Source organism: Paenarthrobacter sp. NPDC058040 (assembly GCF_042885775.1).
Lineage (GTDB): Bacteria > Actinomycetota > Actinomycetes > Actinomycetales > Micrococcaceae > Arthrobacter.
Genome location: NZ_JBHVRN010000001.1, coordinates 592,850 through 611,000 on the forward strand (window position 1 = coordinate 592,850; position 18,151 = coordinate 611,000).

General features: G+C 60.8%; 14 protein-coding genes. 10 read left to right on the forward strand and 4 right to left on the reverse strand.

Annotated features, from left to right (window positions below; all coding sequences use genetic code 11):
* Window positions 1–30: 30 nt before the first annotated feature.
* Complete coding sequence (locus tag ACFVSJ_RS02650) at window positions 31–951, forward strand: cation diffusion facilitator family transporter (RefSeq protein ID WP_387434037.1); 921 nt, start codon at window positions 31–33, stop codon at window positions 949–951.
* A 63-nt stretch (window positions 952–1,014) separates the two neighbouring features.
* On the opposite strand, the gene ACFVSJ_RS02655 is transcribed toward ACFVSJ_RS02650, so the two are convergent.
* The gene (locus ACFVSJ_RS02655) at window positions 1,015–2,217 is read right to left on the reverse strand and encodes an MFS transporter (RefSeq protein ID WP_387434040.1); all 1,203 of its coding nucleotides are present in this window, start codon (window positions 2,215–2,217) and stop codon (window positions 1,015–1,017) included.
* A gap of 131 nt (window positions 2,218–2,348) precedes the next feature.
* Between ACFVSJ_RS02655 and ACFVSJ_RS02660 the strand changes: the two genes are divergently transcribed.
* Window positions 2,349–2,783 (forward strand): (deoxy)nucleoside triphosphate pyrophosphohydrolase, encoded by a 435-nt coding sequence (locus tag ACFVSJ_RS02660; protein ID WP_387434043.1) that lies wholly within the window; start codon window positions 2,349–2,351, stop codon window positions 2,781–2,783.
* Here the strand turns inward: ACFVSJ_RS02660 and ACFVSJ_RS02665 are convergent.
* Window positions 2,780–3,877 carry an Rv2578c family radical SAM protein gene (locus ACFVSJ_RS02665; RefSeq protein WP_387434046.1) on the reverse strand — a complete coding sequence of 366 codons (1,098 nt, stop codon included), beginning with the start codon at window positions 3,875–3,877 and terminating at the stop codon, window positions 2,780–2,782. The genes ACFVSJ_RS02660 and ACFVSJ_RS02665 overlap by 4 nt on opposite strands.
* A 76-nt stretch (window positions 3,878–3,953) precedes the next feature.
* Between ACFVSJ_RS02665 and pcp the strand changes: the two genes are divergently transcribed.
* Window positions 3,954–4,595 (forward strand): pyroglutamyl-peptidase I, encoded by a 642-nt coding sequence (gene pcp / locus ACFVSJ_RS02670; RefSeq protein WP_387434048.1) that lies wholly within the window; start codon window positions 3,954–3,956, stop codon window positions 4,593–4,595.
* A 7-nt stretch (window positions 4,596–4,602) separates the two neighbouring features.
* On the opposite strand, the gene ACFVSJ_RS02675 is transcribed toward pcp, so the two are convergent.
* Both ACFVSJ_RS02675 and ACFVSJ_RS02680 read right to left on the reverse strand, forming a co-directional pair.
* The gene (locus ACFVSJ_RS02675) at window positions 4,603–5,235 is read right to left on the reverse strand and encodes an SIMPL domain-containing protein (RefSeq protein WP_387434051.1); all 633 of its coding nucleotides are present in this window, start codon (window positions 5,233–5,235) and stop codon (window positions 4,603–4,605) included.
* Window positions 5,232–5,675 (reverse strand): hypothetical protein, encoded by a 444-nt coding sequence (locus tag ACFVSJ_RS02680; protein ID WP_387434054.1) that lies wholly within the window; start codon window positions 5,673–5,675, stop codon window positions 5,232–5,234. Before ACFVSJ_RS02680 ends, ACFVSJ_RS02675 begins: the two co-directional genes overlap by 4 nt.
* Before the next feature lie 99 nt (window positions 5,676–5,774).
* Between ACFVSJ_RS02680 and ACFVSJ_RS02685 the strand changes: the two genes are divergently transcribed.
* From ACFVSJ_RS02685 to ACFVSJ_RS02715, 7 genes are all read left to right on the forward strand, one after another.
* The gene (locus tag ACFVSJ_RS02685; protein WP_387434057.1) at window positions 5,775–6,608 is read left to right on the forward strand and encodes an LppM family (lipo)protein; all 834 of its coding nucleotides are present in this window, start codon (window positions 5,775–5,777) and stop codon (window positions 6,606–6,608) included.
* 118 nt (window positions 6,609–6,726) lie between these two features.
* The gene (gene pheS / locus ACFVSJ_RS02690) at window positions 6,727–7,788 is read left to right on the forward strand and encodes a phenylalanine--tRNA ligase subunit alpha (protein WP_387434060.1); all 1,062 of its coding nucleotides are present in this window, start codon (window positions 6,727–6,729) and stop codon (window positions 7,786–7,788) included.
* A 2-nt stretch (window positions 7,789–7,790) separates the two neighbouring features.
* Window positions 7,791–10,334 carry a phenylalanine--tRNA ligase subunit beta gene (pheT, locus tag ACFVSJ_RS02695; protein WP_387434063.1) on the forward strand — a complete coding sequence of 848 codons (2,544 nt, stop codon included), beginning with the start codon at window positions 7,791–7,793 and terminating at the stop codon, window positions 10,332–10,334.
* 649 nt (window positions 10,335–10,983) lie between these two features.
* Window positions 10,984–11,994: a 2,3-diaminopropionate biosynthesis protein SbnA gene (gene sbnA, locus ACFVSJ_RS02700; protein ID WP_387434066.1), complete on the forward strand. Its 1,011-nt coding sequence runs from the start codon at window positions 10,984–10,986 to the stop codon at window positions 11,992–11,994.
* Window positions 11,987–12,979: a 2,3-diaminopropionate biosynthesis protein SbnB gene (gene sbnB, locus ACFVSJ_RS02705; protein WP_387434069.1), complete on the forward strand. Its 993-nt coding sequence runs from the start codon at window positions 11,987–11,989 to the stop codon at window positions 12,977–12,979. The genes sbnA and sbnB overlap by 8 nt, the downstream gene beginning before the upstream one ends.
* 9 nt (window positions 12,980–12,988) lie before the next feature.
* A complete protein-coding gene (locus ACFVSJ_RS02710; RefSeq protein ID WP_387434072.1) occupies window positions 12,989–16,345 on the forward strand; it encodes an AMP-binding protein in 3,357 nt (1,118 codons plus the stop codon).
* Window positions 16,329–18,101, forward strand: coding sequence for a non-ribosomal peptide synthetase (locus tag ACFVSJ_RS02715; protein ID WP_387434075.1), 1,773 nt, complete (start codon window positions 16,329–16,331; stop codon window positions 18,099–18,101). The genes ACFVSJ_RS02710 and ACFVSJ_RS02715 overlap by 17 nt, the downstream gene beginning before the upstream one ends.
* The last annotated feature ends 50 nt before the right edge of the window (window positions 18,102–18,151 follow it).

An 18,151-nucleotide genomic window follows, 5' to 3' on the forward strand; every position in this document is an offset into this window, starting at 1 on the left:
CACTCCCGAACCCAAAGAGGTGAAGCTTTCGTGGCTGCAAGCGGCGGTACCAAAGCGATCGTGGCGGCCCTTGCCGCCAACCTGACCATCGCTGTACTGAAGTTCCTTGCCTTCATCCTGACGTTGTCATCGTCCATGCTGGCCGAAGCCATCCACTCCGTGGCTGATTCCGGCAACCAGATCCTTCTGCTGGTTGGTGGCAAGCGCGCGAAGCGGGCCGCCGACTCGGAGCACCCGTTCGGTTACGGACGTGAGCGCTACATCTACGCGTTCATCGTCTCGATTGTGCTCTTCAGCGTCGGTGGCTTGTTTGCCCTGTACGAGGCGTGGGAGAAGTTCCATGACCCCCATGGCATTGAGGGCGCCTTCTGGTGGGTTCCCCTGGCTGTCCTGGTAGGCGCGATCATTGCCGAGGGTTTCTCCTTCCGCACGGCCATCATTGAATCGAACCACCTGCGTGGCACGCAAAGCTGGGTCAAATTCATCCGCAACGCCAAGCAGCCCGAATTGCCCGTCATTTTGTTGGAAGACTTTGGCGCGCTCCTGGGACTGGTCTTCGCCCTCTTTGGCGTGAGTATGACGCTCGCCACCGGAAACGGCGTCTGGGACGCTTTCGGCACCGCCATGATCGGCCTGCTGTTGGTAGCCATTGCCGTTGTTTTGGCTTTGGAAACCAAGTCGCTGCTGTTGGGCGAGTCCGCCACCAAGGAGGATGTTTCCCGGATCACCGAAGCGCTCCAAGCCGACGGCACGCGGATCATCCACCTCAAGACGATGCACCTCGGCCCCGAGGAGTTGCTGGTGGCTGCCAAGATCACCATGGGTGCGGCCGACACAGGCCAAGCGATCGCCAAGGTGATTGACGACGCCGAACAGCGGATCCGGGCGGCCGTTCCGATTGCGCGGGTCATCTATTTGGAACCCGATGTGGAACGCGTCCAGGCCCGTTAGGACAAAACAAAAGCGATCGGCTCCGCACAGCGGAGCCGATCGCTTTTCTCTTTGGGCCGAGTGTCAGGCCAGGGGTTTCCTGCGCTCCACCAATCCGCTGACCACAGCTACGCCCAGCCCGAGCACGGCAAGGACGGCGCCCACCAGCGCCGGCGCCACGTATCCCCACCCCCAGGCGATGACGGTGCCACCCAGGAAGGCGCCGAGGGCGTTGGCGATGTTGAGGGCAGAGTGGTTCAAGGAGGAGGCCAGCGAGGCGGCACCTGGTGCTGCGTCGAGAAGGCGGGTTTGCAGGGCGGGCGTCAGCATGGAACCGATGCCGCCCACCACGAAGGCCATCAGGAACGCGGACCAGGCCCAGTGCGCCGCAATGGCGTACACCACGAGGGCAACGGCAATTCCGGGCATCACCAGGTAGATGGTTCCCATGACGGAGCGGTCGGCGATCCGGCCGCCAATGATGTTGCCCACCACCATGCCAACGCCGTACAGGGCGACGACCGCCGGAATGAGGCCCTCGGGGATGCCTGCGACGCTGGTCATGGTGTGGGCGATGTAGGTGTAGACGGCAAAGAATCCGCCGAAGCCAATGATGCCGATGAGGAGGGCCAACCAAACCTGCAGCCGCTTGAGTGCCCCCAGTTCGCGCCTGATGCTGGCCTCCGGGTGGACCGGCTCGAAGGGTACGAATTTCCACACCATTGTCACGGTGACAAGGCCGATGGCTCCGACGATCACGAACAGGAGCCGCCATCCGAAAGTCTGCCCGACCCAGGTGGCCAGCGGGACACCGATGACGTTCGAAACGGTGAGTCCGGCCATGACCATGGAGATGGCCCAGCCGCGTTTGGTGGGCGCTACCAGGCTCGCCGCGATCACGGCGGCAACACCAAAGAAGGCGCCGTGGGGGAGTCCGGACGCGAAACGGGAAAGCAACATGAGGCCGTAATCAGGGGCTATGAAGGACGTCAGGTTGGCGATCGACAGGAACAACATCAGGCCCAGGGCCAGGTGTTTGCGAGGGAGTTTGGCGCCGAAGGCCGCGAAGACCGGAGCGCCGATCACCACCCCCAGAGCGTAGGCCGAGATCAGGTTTCCGGCTTCCGGGGTGCTGATGCGGAGCCCTTCCTCCACTTCCTTGAGCAGGCCCATCATGGCGAACTCGGTAGTGCCGATCGCAAACCCACCCATTGCCAGCGACAGGATGGCCAAACCAAGGTGGCGCCGCGTGGGACGGGAGGTGGGTGGGGACATGGTGGTAGTCATAAGCCTGCTTCTGGAGATGCCTTGTGGGCCGGGAAAAGTGGAGAAAGTCCGGGATTAAGTTTAGTTGCCCGCGGGCTTCGGGTCCCTGTTTTGTGACGATGCCCATGGCCCCTCCGCCCTAGACTTGTCCAGTGACTGCATTGATCAACGTGGTGGGCGCAGCTGTCGTCGACTCGCTCCCGGCCCCTGCCCGTCTCCTTGCCGCGCGACGCACAGCGCCTCCGCAGTTCGCCGGAATGTGGGAATTCCCCGGCGGCAAAGTAGAAGCCGGGGAGTCCGCAGAGTCCGCACTTCACCGGGAGCTCAAGGAGGAACTCGGCGTCACGGTCCGGCTGGGCCTGGAGCTGGAATCCGGCCAACCGGGTGGCTGGGTACTCAACGAACGCGCTGCAATGCGGGTCTGGTTCGCCGAATTGACCGGAGGAGAGCCCCGTCCGCTGGAGGACCACGACGAACTGCGGTGGGTGTCCCTCGAGGGGGACGAGGCGTTGGGGCTTGCGTGGATCCCCGCAGACTTGCCCATCGTGCGGGCTTTGCTGGAATGTGTGGCAGCTACGGCACGCTAGAACAAGGGCTGCTGCCCCGACTCCGTGGCCGCGACGGGAAGTGCGGCGCGGTGCAGGGACTCTGCGGTTTTTGGCCGGGCGTTTCTGTGGCTGAACCCCTGCGTTCCCGTGAATCCATATTTGGCCTTGAAGTGGTTGACCCTCCCGGCCAGCCAGGCACGGTATTCCTTCGACGCATAAGAGCCTTTGCCGTAGAGGCGGCGGTACCGGCCGACGAGTCCAGGGTTGTGCTGGGCCAGCCATTCCATGTACCACTCGCGGGTTCCCGGTTTGAGGTAGAGAGCGCCGGCGGTCACCCCCGTGGCTCCTGCCGAGGCCAACTCGGAGAACAACGAGTCCAGCGCATCATCCGAATCGGTGAGCCACGGCAGGATCGGCATGGCCATGACGCCACAGCCGAGCCCGGCATCCCGAAGCCGCGCAATAAGTTTCAACCGGGCCTTGGGGGAAGGCGTTCCCGGTTCCATGAGCTCCGCCAGGTCCTGGTTGGTCATGGCCAGCGAGATGCCAAGGTCCACCGGGACCATGGAGGCTGCGTGCTTGAGCAGCGGGATATCCCTGGACAACAGCGTGCCTTTGGTCAGGATGGAGAACGGCGTTCCGGAATCGGCCAGGGCCCGGATGATGCCTGGCATGAGGGCGTAGCGTCCCTCCGCGCGTTGATAAGGGTCCGTATTGGTGCCGAGCGCAACCTGGTGGTGCTGCCATGACGGCTTGGCCAACTCTTTGCGCAGGACTTCGGCGGCGTTGATCTTGACCACCACTTGGGAGTCGAAGTCGCGGCCGGCGTCGAAGTCCAGGTACGTGTGGGTTTTCCTGGCGAAGCAGTAAACGCAAGCATGGCTGCAACCGCGGTAGGGGTTCACGGTCCACTCGAAAGGCATGTTTGAACCCGAAGGCACCTTGTTGAGCACTGACTTGGCGGTGACCTCATGAAAGGTGACTCCGGAGAATTCGGGTGTTGAGATGGAACGCACCAAACCGGAAAGCGGCAGCAACGCGTCCACGACCGGGGCAGGGCCGGGAGCTGTGCCGCCACTGGATCCGGGTGCGCGCTCACGGCTTGGCGAAAGTGCTTGTGCGTCCCATCTCATGAACTCCATTCGAAGTTATGTTCGAATTTAAGTCAAGTGCTTCGAAGCCCGTTCCGGGCGTTGCTAAGGTGGGCTCATGATCCTGCTGACCGGCTTCGAACCCTTCGGTGGTGACTCCACCAACCCTTCGTGGACCGCGGTGGTTCAAGCCGCAGGGATACTCCGCGCCGAGGGCGTGCACGTGGAGGCCGTGCAACTGCCCTGTGTGTTCGGTGAATCGGTTGAGGTGTTGTCGCGGGCCATTGACGCGTACCAGCCTGACGTGGTGCTCAGTGTTGGCCTGGCTGGTGGCAGGAGCAGGCTCTCCCTGGAGCGGGTAGCCATCAACTGTGACGACGCCCGCATTCCGGACAACAAGGGGCAACGTCCAATCGACCAGGAAGTTGTACCCGGCGGACCCGCGGCGTACTTCACCACCCTGCCCATCAAAGCGGCCCTCCGGAATCTCCAGATTGAGGGGATCAGGGCGGAGGTCTCCCAGTCCGCGGGCACGTATGTGTGCAACCACGTCTTCTATGCACTCATGCACGCGGTGCAGGCCCGGAGCGGGGCCAGGGGCGGATTTGTCCACGTTCCCTATGCATCCGAGCAGGTTCCTCCGGGCAGCGACACCCCATCCATGCCCCTTGAATCGATGGCGAGGGGCATCGCCGTCGTCATTCGCACCGCAGTCCACAACAGCGTCGACGCGAACCTGTCCGCTGGCGCCATCCACTGAGCGCGGTTCACCCAGCCAGCAGCTCCCACTCGACCGTAACGCTCGCCGTCACCGATGACTCTCCCGCTTCCACCGGCATGGCGTCGGCAGCCAGGGCCCGCACCATTCCGCCCACCGGGACCGGTGCGCCCGGCGCTGGCTGCTGGGATACGGCCACCACACTGCCCAAGCGGGCTCCTGCCAACCGTGCGTACTGCTGTGCCCTGGCCTCGGCGTCGGCCCACGCGGCCTCCTGTGCTGCAGCGGTCACCCGCGAAGAATCGACGAATCCCTGCTCGATGCCATTGATCCTGATGTCGTCCCCACCGGCGGCCACCGCGGCGGCGATCGCGGCAGGGGCATTGGACTGTGAGCGGACGGTTACCAGCAGGTTCGTCGACGCAACGTATCCCGAGACCTTCTGCCCTTGGCCTTCCACCCACATCAGGTCGGCGCGCAGGTTCAAGCCGCTGGTCCGCAGGTCAACGTCCCCCACTCCGGCCGCGCGCAGGCTGGCGGCTACGGCGCCCGCCGCGCGTCCGGCGTCGGAATAGGCCTGCGCGGCGGATTCCCGCCTGGTCTCGACACCGAGGGTGAGGGTTACCATGTCCGGCGCAGCCTTGGCGCTCGCCGTACCTGTGACAGTGATGCTTCGCTTCATGCGGCCTCGCTTCGATTGCGGGCTGGTCCCTCCAGCCCTCGGTGGTCAACGTAGCCGCCGGCCTCGAGGCCGGCTTGGCGTTCGAAGAAATTGGCCAGGCCCGGATTGCCCGTCCGCAGCATGGACCACGTGGCGGCAAGGCCGTACAGGGGAAGGAAAGGGAGGCCCAGGCACCAGGCATACTGCGTTGCGTGGCGTTCCTCGTGGCCCAGCAGCCTCTCATTGCTGCCGGCGACGCCATCCGGGGCGCGGTACAGGATGACGTTTCCCAGCGTGAACGCGCCGGCATGCGGGATCTTCCACTGGTAGCCGGATGCGATGATCAGGCCGCGGGGTCCCTTGGACAACCGTGAGCGCGAGGCCGCCGCAACCAGCAAGCCCAACGGCGTACTGAGATTAACGGCGTTGGCGAACTGTCGCAGGCGCTGCCCGGGAGTCATGAAGCCATGCTAGCCCCGGGGTGGGCTGCGTCGCGCAGGCCAAGGGTTACGCTGTTCGAGCACCCACCTGCACACATCACCAAATGGGGGAAGAGAAGAATGAAAGTTAAGCGCGCCGCGGGCGTCCTTGCCGTGCTGATCGCCGTGATGGTGGCCTTGACAGGCTGCGTCAAACTCAACATGTCCGTCAAGGTCAACAGCGAAAAGAGCGTCGACTACGAAGTGGTCTACGCGATCCAGAAGTCCGTCTTGGGAGACAAGTCCTTTGACGAGTTCATGAAGTCCAACGGTACCGGCGGCCAGGAGATGGACATCCCCGAGGGCGCCACAGTGGTGGACTACGAGGACGAGAAGTACAAGGGCAAGAAAATCACCGCTGCGAACCTCGATCCGGCAAAGCTGGCGGAGTCCTCCAGTTCCGAAAACCCCTTGGACCTGAAGAAAGAGGGCGACTTCTACGTCTTGTCCATGGGCGGCGTCACGGGCAGCGGCTCCAGCGATCCGGCTTCTGCCAGCATGGCCAGGTCCATGTTCGACGAAGCCTCCGTGCGGTTCACCTTCCCCGGGAAGGTAGTCGAGGCAAAGGGCGCCACTGTTGATGGCAACACCGCAACGTTCGACATGCTGTCCATCAGCGAATCCACCGTCCAGGTCAAAGCCGAGGCCAACACCGGATTCCCGATGTGGATCCTCTGGTTGGTAGTGGGCATCGCCGTTGTGGCCGCGGCGGTGGTGCTGCTGTTCGTGCTCCTGGGGCGTCGAAAGCCCACGCCGGTTCCCGCAGCCGCGCCGACTGTGCCGTACGGCACCCCGGCTTACGCGCCGCAGCAGGACTGGGCGGGCCAAGGATACACGCCGGGCCAGTCGCCGCAGCCAAGGAACGACGGCGGACCCACGCCGCCGCCCACCGCACCGCCCGCGCCCGGAGCCTGAAGGCCCGGCACGGCAGCTTCTACTAGACTGGAAGACAGTGTTCGCCACGGCGGGCACTGCCTCTTGTTTTGCAGGCCAGCCATGCCGGCCGTTCCCGACTCGTAGCTAAGAACAGTAGATGACTGACACTTTGCCAGGCGCTGCCATCCCGAATCCGCTGGATGAGGCCGCCATCACCGCCGCCGTTGAGGACGCCATTGCCGCCATTGCGGCCGCCTCCTCCCTCGAAGAACTCAAGGCCGTCCGCCTCGCCCACACGGGTGAGAAGTCGCCCCTGAGCCTCGCCAACCGTGAAATCGGCGGCTTGGCCAAGGAACACAAGGCTGCCGCCGGCAAGCTCATGGGTTCTTCGCGCGGCCGGGTCAACCAGGCGCTCGCAGCACGCACGCAGGTTCTCGAAGCGGAGAATGATGCCCGGATCCTCGTCGAGGAAACGGTGGACGTCACGGCCGCGCCGCGTCGCCGCCGCGCCGGTGCGCGCCACCCCCTCTCCACCCTGCAGGACCGCGTGTCCGACATCTTCGTTGGCATGGGCTGGGAAATCGCGGAAGGCCCCGAGGTGGAATCGGAGTGGTTCAACTTCGACGCCCTCAACTTCAAGCCGGACCACCCTGCCCGCGAAATGCAGGACACGTTCTTCGTGGAACCCCCCGAGGCCCACTTGCTGATGCGCACGCACACTTCACCGGTGCAGGTGCGTTCCATGCTGGAGCGCGAGGTTCCCATCTACGTCCTGTGCCCGGGCAAGGTATTCCGCACGGACGAACTGGACGCGACGCACACCCCTGTCTTCCACCAGTTCGAGGGACTGGCCATCGACAAGAACCTCAGCATGGCTGACCTCCGCGGCACCTTGGAGCACTTCGCCCGCCAGATGTTTGGCGATGAGGCTTCCATCCGCCTGCGCCCGAACTACTTCCCGTTCACGGAACCGTCCGCCGAGCTGGACATCTGGCACCCGGGCGCCAAAGGCGGCCCGCGCTGGATCGAGTGGGGTGGCTGCGGCATGGTCAACCCGAACGTCCTCCGGGCCGCCGGTATCGATCCGGACGTCTATTCAGGTTTTGCCTTCGGCATGGGCATCGAGCGGACGCTGATGTTCCGCAACGAGGTCGGCGACATGCGCGACATGATCGAGGGCGATGTACGTTTCAGCGAGCACTTCGGGATGGAGATCTAACAGTGCGTATCCCACTTTCCTGGCTGCGTGAATTCGCGCAGGTACCGGCCGACGCCACGGCCGAAGACGTTATGTCCGACCTCGTGAAGGTTGGCTTTGAAGAAGAAGCAGTCCACCGTCCGACGGATGCCCTGAAGGGCCCCGTGGTGGTGGGCCAGGTCCTGAGCCTTGTCAAGGAACCGCAGAGCAACGGCAAGACCATCAACTGGTGCCAGGTCCGCGTTGTCCCCGAAGGCCAGGAGCAGACCCTGACCGGCAAGGGCATCGATCCAACGGGCGTGCAGGGCATTATTTGCGGTGCCCACAACTTCGTTGAAGGCGACAAAGTCGTTGTGACCTTGCCCGGTGCTGTGCTGCCCGGTGATTTCCACATTTCGGCGCGGAAGACCTACGGTCACCTTTCCGCCGGCATGATTGCCTCCGTCCGCGAACTCGGCATCGGCGAGGACCACGACGGAATCCTGGTGCTCTCCAGCATCGGCCTCGACCCCGAGACCGGCACGGACGCCATGGAACTGCTGGGTCTCTACGACCAGGCAGCGGAAATCAACGTCACTCCGGACCGCGGCTACGCGTTCTCCATTCGTGGAGTGGCCCGCGAGTACGCCCACGCCACGGCAACGACGTTCACCGATCCGGCGTCGAAAGTCAACGCACCGGCCAGCCTGCAGGGCGGCTACGGCGTCAAGCTCAACGACGACGCCCCGATCTACGGCAAGCCCGGCTGCGACCGCTTCGTGGCACGTACGGTCCGTGGCGTCGATCCCTCCCGCCCCACGCCGCCGTGGATGTCCTCCCGCCTGCGCCTCGCGGGCATCCGGAGCATTTCGCTGCCGGTGGACATCTCCAACTACGTGATGCTGGAGCTCGGGCAGCCGAACCACTGCTACGACCTCGACAAGCTTTCGGGTGACATCGTGGTCCGCCGTGCCGTGGCGGGGGAGAAGATCACCACGCTGGATGACAAAGAGCGCACGCTCGACGTTGAGGATCTCCTGATCACCGACGATTCAGGTGCCATTGGCATCGCCGGCGTCATGGGCGGCGCCCACACTGAGGTCTCCGACTCCACCACCAACATCCTGGTGGAAGCGGCCCACTTCGACGAGGTCTCGATCGCCCGCTCCCGCCGCCGCCACAAGCTGCCATCCGAAGCGTCCAAGCGCTTTGAGCGGGGCGTTGACTGGCACGTGGCCAACATCGCCGCGCAGCGCGTGGTGGACCTTCTGGTCGAACTCGCCGGCGGCACCGCCGACGAGACCGGAACCGACGTCGGAACCGCACCGGACGCCGTCACCATCGAGCTGCCCGCCGACTTCGCTGCGAAGCGCATCGGCATCGACTTCACCGAAGAGCAGATCACTACCTCCCTGGTGGATCTCGGTGCTGCCGTGGAGAAGTCCGCTTCCGGCTACACGGTGACGGCCCCGAGCTGGCGCAACGACCTTGAAACCAAGGAGGACCTCTCCGAGGAGATCGCCCGCCTGGTTGGATATGACAACATTCCCGCCACCCTTCCCGTGGCGCCTCCGGGCCGTGGCCTGAGCCGCACCCAGCAGCAGAAGCGCCGGGTGGTCCAGGCGTTGGCCGATGCGGGCCTGACGGAAGTCCTGTCCTACCCGTTCGTGACCAAGGCTTCCAACGACACTTTCGGTGTTGCCGAGGAAGGCGCGCCGCGTCCAGCGCTGAAGCTCGCCAACCCGATCAGCGAGGAGCACGGCTACCTCCGTACATCCATCCTGCCGGGACTGATCGAGGTAGCCCGCCGCAACCACTCACGTGGTTTCCGGGACCTCGCCCTGTACGAAGCCGGTTCGGTCTTCCTGCCGGGAGACACGCTGGGCACTGAGTCCATCCCGCCGCTTGGCGCCAAGCCCAGCGAGGAGGTTCTTGAGGGATTGTTCGACGGCGTTCCACACCAGCCGCTGCACATCGCCGCAGTGTTCACGGGCCATGACTCACCGGCCGCTGCGACACACACGCCGCGGGCCTGGGACTGGGCTGACGGATTGGATGTCGCACGGCTCATCGCTGACGTCCTGGGCGTCGAGCTTGTGGTCAGCCAGGGCAGCCACCAGGCCTTCCATCCGGGACGTGCCGCCCAGCTCGCCCTTCGCAGTGGTGACGTTGTGGGCTACGCAGGCGAACTCCACCCGAAGCTCCTCGCTGCGCACGACATGCCTGCGCGGTCCGTGGCCATGGAGATCGACGTCGACGCCCTCTTCGAGGCTGCGGCGGACGTTATCGTGGCCAAGCACATTTCCGGATTCCCCGTGGCAACCCAGGATGTCGCCTTGGTGGTCCCTCAGGATGTTCCGGCGGATGACGTCCTTGCGGCCCTTCGCGAAGGTGCTGGAGAGCTCCTTGAGAACGTGGCGCTCTTCGACGTTTACGTGGGCCCGGGCATCGAGGACGGCAAGAAGTCCTTGGCCTTCGGATTGCGCTTCCGTGCAGCCGACCGCACGCTGACTGCGGACGAGGCCTCTGAAGCCCGCGCGGCAGCTGTGGCTGTGGCGGCCGAGCGGTTCGGTGCCGTCCAGCGCTAAGCCGCATAGAGATGATGAAGATCCCCGGGACCTGTGGTTCCGGGGATTTTCTTTTACATCCCTCTTGGAGGAGCCGCCGTAGCGTCAGAGCAGACGTCGCTGGTCGCAAGCGCGGGGCTCCAGCCTGTTGTATCCGACGCGGTGTAATAGCCGCAGGTTTCGGGTTCCGCGGCCACGCCGCTCGCGAAAGAAGATATCTCCGCGCCCTTTAAGGGGCTTGTGAATCCACGGATTCCGTCATCGGCGCAGACGACCGGGTCCGAATGACTCAGGCGCGGAAGCGGTTGCCTCTTGATGAAGCCCAGCATCAGGTACCGGCTGAGGCGGACAGATGTCGACCCCATAAGCCGCGACTCCCGAGACGGCGCCATCAACTCCTCTGGGTTCACCAACAACCGTCATCGGGATCGGGTTTCGGGATACGGCAGCAGATAGTTCGACGTGTCATCGTCCAGCCTTATCAACGACATTCCGAGCAAGTACCCTTCGACGTCAACTTGCCTGAAAGTTGGGCCAAGGTCTGCGTCACGAATGGTGGGTATCGCACACCTATTAAGTGGTTGCGCGCCAGGAGAACGGCGCTTTGGGTGGCGTAGAGTCCTTTGCCTTGCTGCGATGAAAGTATTTGCACTTATACGTTGGGGGTATTTTGATCTGTAAATCTTTAGAGGAACTTCAAGAAAATCCGCTTTTTGTTCGGCTGGAAAAGGCGTTTCCTAATCATGATCTGTACGTGAAGCTTGAAGGGTTGAATACGGCCGGATCGATCAAGTTGAAGACTGCGATTGCTCTGGTTGATAGTTTGGAGAAGGATGGCCGTCTGACCGCTGGGGGCTGGTTGGTGGAATCTTCGTCGGGTAGCCTTGGGGTCGCTTTGGCAGGAGTATGTGCCCGGCGCGGGTACAAGCTGAGTATCGTCACTGATCCAAACGCCAACCCGGCGTCAATTGTTCACATGCGTGCGCTGGGGGCAGACGTGGAGGTCGTGACTGAGCGCGATGAAGCCGGCGGTTTCCTTGGTACGCGGCTTGCGAGGATTCGAGAACTACAGGAGGCGGAGTCAGGCCCGCAGTGGCTTAATCAGTATTCCAATTCGGCGAATCCGGCAGTTCACCGCAGTAAGACTTATCCGGCAATTGTTTGTGAGTTCGGTGATCCGGACTTTATTTTCGTCGGTGCGGGCACGACAGGCACTCTAATGGGTGTCTCCCAGGGAGTTGCTGAGCGAGGGGCCAGCACCCGGCTCTATGCCATCGACAGCATCGGCTCAGTAACGTTTGGCGGAGCGCCCTCTGCAAGGCATGTACCGGGCCTAGGCGCGAGCGTTCCACCTCCGCTGTTTGACGGCTCTATTGTGCCCGAACAGCACTATGTCGGTGAATTTGACGCTGTGCGCGAATGCCGCCGCGTGGCGAGCCTCGAGGGGTTTCTACCTGGCGGCTCCACCGGTACTATTCTGGCCGGGTTTCAGGCACTCGAAGATGAAATTCCGCATGGAAGTCTCGTCGTAGTTATAGCTCCTGACATGGGCGAACGATATCTTGACACGATCTACAACGATGAGTGGGTCAGTGAAAAATTCAAGTCGAGGGAAATTGATTTTTCTGCTCAGCCAACCAGTTATGCAGCGAAGACTACGCGTGAGGAATTGAATGTCTGAGAGTGGCGGAATGCTCGTTATTGGTGCCGACCTTGTTGAGGAATTCCTCGTCGACAAAGAGGTAGAGATAATTGATCTGGTAGAGCGTGTCTACTTGATGCATCACAATGGCTTGACCGAGAACCCGGATAGCTACTTTCTTCGCTTCCCCGAGTCGCCGCGGGATCGCGTCATCGCATTGCCGGCCCATATGGATGGCTTAGACCTCCGGGCCGTCGGTATCAAATGGATCTCGAGCTTCCCTGACAACGTGGAATCTGGGCTTCAACGCGCATCAGCCGTTGTCGTACTGAATGATCCGGACACCGGCTACGCGAAGGCACTAGTTGAGGGCAGCCGGATTAGCGCGGCCCGGACTGCTGCCTCGGCAGCACTTGCGGTGCGTATCCTGCACGGCGCTCCTACAAGTGTTGGAGTGATTGGTAGCGGACCGATCGCGCAGGCGACTCTACGTTTCATCACCGCACTCTACCCACAGCCGATGACGGTTCTCGTTCACGATTTGAACAGCGACTCGGTCGCGCGCATGCTCCAGACTCAAAGCGACGAATATTCTGAGACCACCCTGGAGGGAGCTTTGTCATGTGATGTGGTCCTGTTCGCGACAAGCGCAGGTTCCCCATATGTCTCCGCATCGACCCGTTTCCGTCCAGGTCAGCTGGTCTTGAACATTTCCCTGCGAGACCTACCTCCTGAAACGCTCCGTGATGCCAATAATATTTTCGATGACGTCGAGCACTGCCTAAAGGCAAACACAACACCGCATCTTCTGGAGCAGATGGACGGCAGCCGTGACTTCGTGACGGGAACTCTGGCGGAGGTTCATGAACGTGCTGTGACGCTGGATCCTGCCTTGCCTACCGTATTCTCGCCATTCGGTCTGGGAGTGCTGGATCTTGCAGTTACACAGACGCTATACGACCGGGCGGTGGCCGATGGTTTGGGTGTCCGTGTTGACGGCTTCCACGGCAATATGGGGCGGTGACAAGTTCCGATGAATCTCACGACAAGTCTTAAAGAGAATGGTTCGGAATTGCTTCTCACGGCCGATCCGTTAGTTGGTGCAAGCCGCGAATGGCCTTTGGAGCGCACGCTTTATGCCTACGTTATGCAGTGGGCAATAGAGGCGCCGGACCGGCTAGCTGTAATCGACGTCGACGACTCCGCTTTTTCGTACGCTGAACTCCTGCAGCGGGTCAAGCATCGTGCCTGGCAGCTGCAAGAGGCAGCTGCTCATGGGCGATTTGTGCTATCGAAACGTTCGCGAAACGTCGAGTGTTATATCGATATTCTTGCTTGCAACGCCACCGGGGCAATCTATATTCCGGTAGATCCAACATGGCCGCCGGAACGACTTTCACACATCGCGTCGATTACGGATGCTGTCATGACTTTCACGGACGACGATCGTTCGGACGCGGAAAGCTTACTAGAGTTGACTGACCCGCTCCGAACAACTGTTGACGATGGCTTCAATGTGCCTAGTTATTGCCACTTCACTTCGGGCAGCACTGGCATGCCTAAGGGTGCCGTGGTAGGCCAGATGGGCATGATGAACCACCTGCACACTAAGGTCGAGTTACTGGGCTTATCTGCAGATTCCGTTGTTGCCCAAACAGCGCCGACTACGTTCGATGTGGCTATTTGGCAGTTCTGCTCAGCTCTCTTGGTCGGTGGCGCCGTCCGGGTCGTTGCGACCGACGCTGCGCAAGACCCGTATGAACTAGTCTCGCTGTTGCAGCGAGAGGCCGTAACTCACATTGAAGTAGTTCCCTCTGTGTTGCGCGAGTTCCTGCATGCAGTAGATGCCGAGGGAGAGTTCAAGGCGCTGGAATGCATGATGGTCACAGGCGAGGAACTTCCGCTTCGTTTGGGCCAGGACTGGCATCGTCGTTTTCCAGAAATACCGCTCATTAATGCATACGGGCCGACGGAATGTTCTGACGATGTGACGCATGCGCATATCAACACTGAAACTCTTGCGTTAGGGACGGTGCCTATTGGCTTGCCAATTCCCAATACGAGTCTCTACGTCCTGGATTTTATCAGCGGCATTTGGCGCCCCGTCCCTTCAGGTGCAAAGGGCGAACTATTCGTCGCAGGGCCTTGCGTCGGTCTTGGCTACGTGGGTGAAGAAACGAGGACGGCAGAAGCGTTTGGCGAGATCGAAGGATATCCCTTCCGGCTTTATCGTACTGGCGACCTCGTTCATGTGCGTCCAGATGGACAGTTAATCTATGACGGCAGGGCCGACCGTCAGGTCAAGATCAATGGTGTGCGAATTGAGCCGGGAGAGATCGAAAATCGCATTCTCCATGAAGTGCCTGAAGTCCACGCCGTGGCTGTTGTGAAATACCTCCCTCAGGTTCGTGAGCGTAGTGCGATAGTCATTCGTGAGACAACTGAATCTTTCATTCGATCGGGAGACGCGCGGCTAGCTGCGTTCTATTCACACCATGACGGGCAGCCGGTGTCTTCTTCCGAACTTGAGATTCGTGCACGGAATGTGTTGCCCGGTCCTATGCGACCATCCCGGTGGTTCAGCGTTGACCGGTTGCCGACCACGCCGAATGGGAAGGTCGATATCAAACGCCTCGAATCGTTAGCGGCCGAACAGTCGGGCATTGAGGTGCTCACCTCCAAAGTCCCGCTCCTCAGCCAGCTTCAGACAACTGACCTCCTCACGAGTGAGTCCTTTATTGCCGTCACTGAGAGTGTGCTGGGGCATGCAGTGAAGTTGGGGTCCACGTTCGTGGACGCAGGTGGGGACTCCCTCAGGGCAATTCAATTGGCGAATGTACTGCGTTCACTTGGAGGCACGGTTCGAGTCGCCGACTTGTTGTCGGGCGCCACGCTTGGAGCCCTCGCGAGTCGCTACCAGGACCAAGGGGGGAGTGGGAGCGATATCGAGCCGCAGCCCTCCATTGTCGAGTCTCAGGATGTAACAGATGCCGGGTCAGGTCGACACGTTACCTGCGAGATGAAGCCCTCGCAGAAAGGAATCTATTTCCAGTGGCTTTTGGAGCCCGAGAGCGCCTACTACAACTATCAAGTGTTGCTCGAGTGTGCACCGACGCTCGACGCTGACAAGGCACGTCATGCGATTCACCAAGCATTTCGCGCAAATCCGCAGCTTTTTGCCCGCTTCGAGGTTGATCTGAACGGAAGCTTTGTCCAGACGTTCCCAGTAAGACCGAATCGACTTGGCTGTTCGAAGGTGCACGAAGTTGAATCGGAGGCCGAAGCCCGTTGGCGGTGTCGCGAACTCGCCGCCCGACCACTCGATCTTGAAACTGGTTCTTCTCTCCAGCTGGATGAAATGCGCATTCAGGGTGGCTCGACGTGGTTCGTCTTGACCATGAGTGAAATTCTCATCGATGGCTGGGGAGCGATGAGGTTCATGGAACAGGTGGCCGACTTCTACCAAATATCGGACATTGAGATTGAAGAGTCTGTTGTGAAAAAGAGTGTCGCTTCCGTCGTTGAATATTTCTGTAACCAATCGGGTACCGAAGGTCTCTCTCCGGAGGCACGTGAGTTTTGGGCGCAGTCCTTGGAAGAAGCGAACCCCGTTTCTCCTCTGCGGGACAACTACGACGGGCAACACGATCCCTACGCGGCCTCGATCGTCGAGGTCTCTCTAGACGGGAGCACCACAGAGGCTATCCGGAAAGCGGCCCGTACGTTGGAGACAACCCCGTTTGCGCTCTTCGTCGCTGCCTACTCATTGGCTCTTGCCACGGTGTCACAGCAAGATGATTTCACCGTTGGCGCACCTGTGGCGGGTCGTCAGCAGGAACTTAGCGGCGACATTCCTACTCTCATGCTCAATATGGTGGCTATTCGAGTGCTGCTTGATCGAAATCAGAGCTGCCGTGACGCGGTGCACAGGCTTGCTACTTCAACTTCTGACGCTACGACGTTCAGCGACAGTCAATTTAGTGAGGTCGTGGCAGAGTTTGCGACTCATAACAACGACGACCCTCTGTTCAGCACGATGGTGAACATGCTCACGTATCCAGCGTCTGAAGTATGGGTAGGTTCAGACAGCCTGCGTCTGATCGAGTTGGATACCGGCTTCACGAAGTATGACGCATCCCTGTATGTTCAGCGCCACGGCGATGACTATACCCTGCAGCTGGCATACAAGCTCTCGAACGTCACGTCTAAGAGAGCTCAAGCAGTACTTGCACTGACCGCTTGGTATCTGAAAGCTGACTGGCTCTCCACCGAGACCACCATTGACGAAATGATTGGTTCTGCCCTCGACGAGCTCGAAGTGTCGCATATAACCACGCTGCCTGTGGTGACAGTATCCGCGAAGGGAGACGAACGTGTACGCGCCCTATGAACTGATGAATGACGTATCGAAGGTGAACACCACGAATCTCACGGAGACCTGCCTCGTGACGCCGGATGGCAATGGCTACACGTGGGGGCAATTTGGTGCTTGTGTTCGTGCCTGGCGCGACTGGATGGGTAGCGATGAGGTTGCAAAACGAGTATTGGTTGCTCGGCTAGACCTTTCTCTGTCCTCCCTCTCGTTGATGGTTGCGGCCGTTGAGGAACCTGTTCGTATCGCCTGGCTACCGTTGGGGCTGCCGGCAGCTCGGGAGCTGGAAATGATCGCTGAGCTGAGTGAAGCTGCGATGCTAGGTCAAAACGTGATGCTGGTTGACGAGGCTCTTGCCGAACGGGTCGCAGGCAGCCCGCAGAAGCATGGTGTCGAATACGAGGACACACGTGTCGGCATCGACTTTACTTGGAATAACGATGCCAAGTTCATCTACTTCACGTCGGGCTCGGAAGGGACTCCGAAGGCTGTCCAGGTTGGTATGAGGGCTATCCGCAACCGAATTGAATGGATGTGGGATCAGTATCCCTATGAACCACTCGACCGGGTTGTGATTCAAAAGCCGCTCTCGTTCGTTGCCTCGTACTGGGAAGTATTAGGATCACTGCTCCAAGGGGTCACTGGTATTCTCGTTAGCTCTGCAGAGCGGAGCCGGCCGGATCGATTCTTCGATGCAGTTGCCGATACGGCCGCTACGCATCTTTTTGCCACCCCTGCCGCGCTACTGGGGCTCGCGGAGATCGCGACTGACCAGGGCACTACCCTAACTGCTCTCAAGTTGGTGTGTAGCAGTGCTGACCGGCTTACTGGGGATGTCGCGCAACGGTTTTTGGAGGCCGCGCCTAGGGCGCAGTTGCTCAATCTCTATGGCGCGACAGAAACCACGGCGAACACCACCGTATTCGAGGTACCACGGGCCAAGACGTTGCACGACCAACTTCCGCTTGGTCGTCCCATCGCAAATACAAAAATTGTGATTCGCGACGCCCAAGGACACGCAGAAGAAGCCGGGCAAGAGGGGCTTATCTGTGTTCAAGGGGCTCCGGTAGCTGAAGGGTACGTGGTTGGCGGCCACGTTACTGACGGTGGCGTTTTCTTCGGTTCGGAAGGCGCTGACCGGGAGATCCGGACTGGTGACTTGGGATATGTAGAGAGCGGGTTACTTTATCTGACAGGTCGTGCCGATAACGCGGTGAACATCTCCGGTTATAAAATCCATCTGGAGGAGATCGAAAATGCGGCTCGGAAGCTCGCAGGTGTATCTGGACAGTGCGGAGCGCTATACCGCAATGATTCGAGCGGCGAGTATCTCGCTCTGGTGATTCCACTGGAGTGGGAGCCTCACGTGACATCTCAGAAATTGTCCGAGCTTTTACCGCCCTATATGGTTCCGCAGCGGATCGTGCCGGTTGCATCTGTGCCGACAGTGCGGACAGGCAAAGTTGATCGTTCTGCCTGTTTGGCGCTGACTCTTGAGGGACAGTCTCCTGCCCAGGAGGAGAAGCCCTCCGGGGCAGCGGGTCGACTTCATGCGAGTGTTGAGAAACTTTGGTGTGCAGCGCTGGGGCAGGGCTCCCAACTGTCAACCGGCGATTTCTTCGCGGCTGGCGGTGATTCGCTCCGAGCCGTGCGGTTGCTTGCCTCACTACGGCAGGAATTTGGGGTCCGTATCCCCCTACGGGGGTTCTACTCAGATCCAACGCTCACATATCTTGTTGAGTTGCTCGGCGTAGACCTGAGCGGGGCTGAGTGAGTTGATATCTGATATTTGGCACAGGATCAGCGAAGCTACTCCCGAGCGGG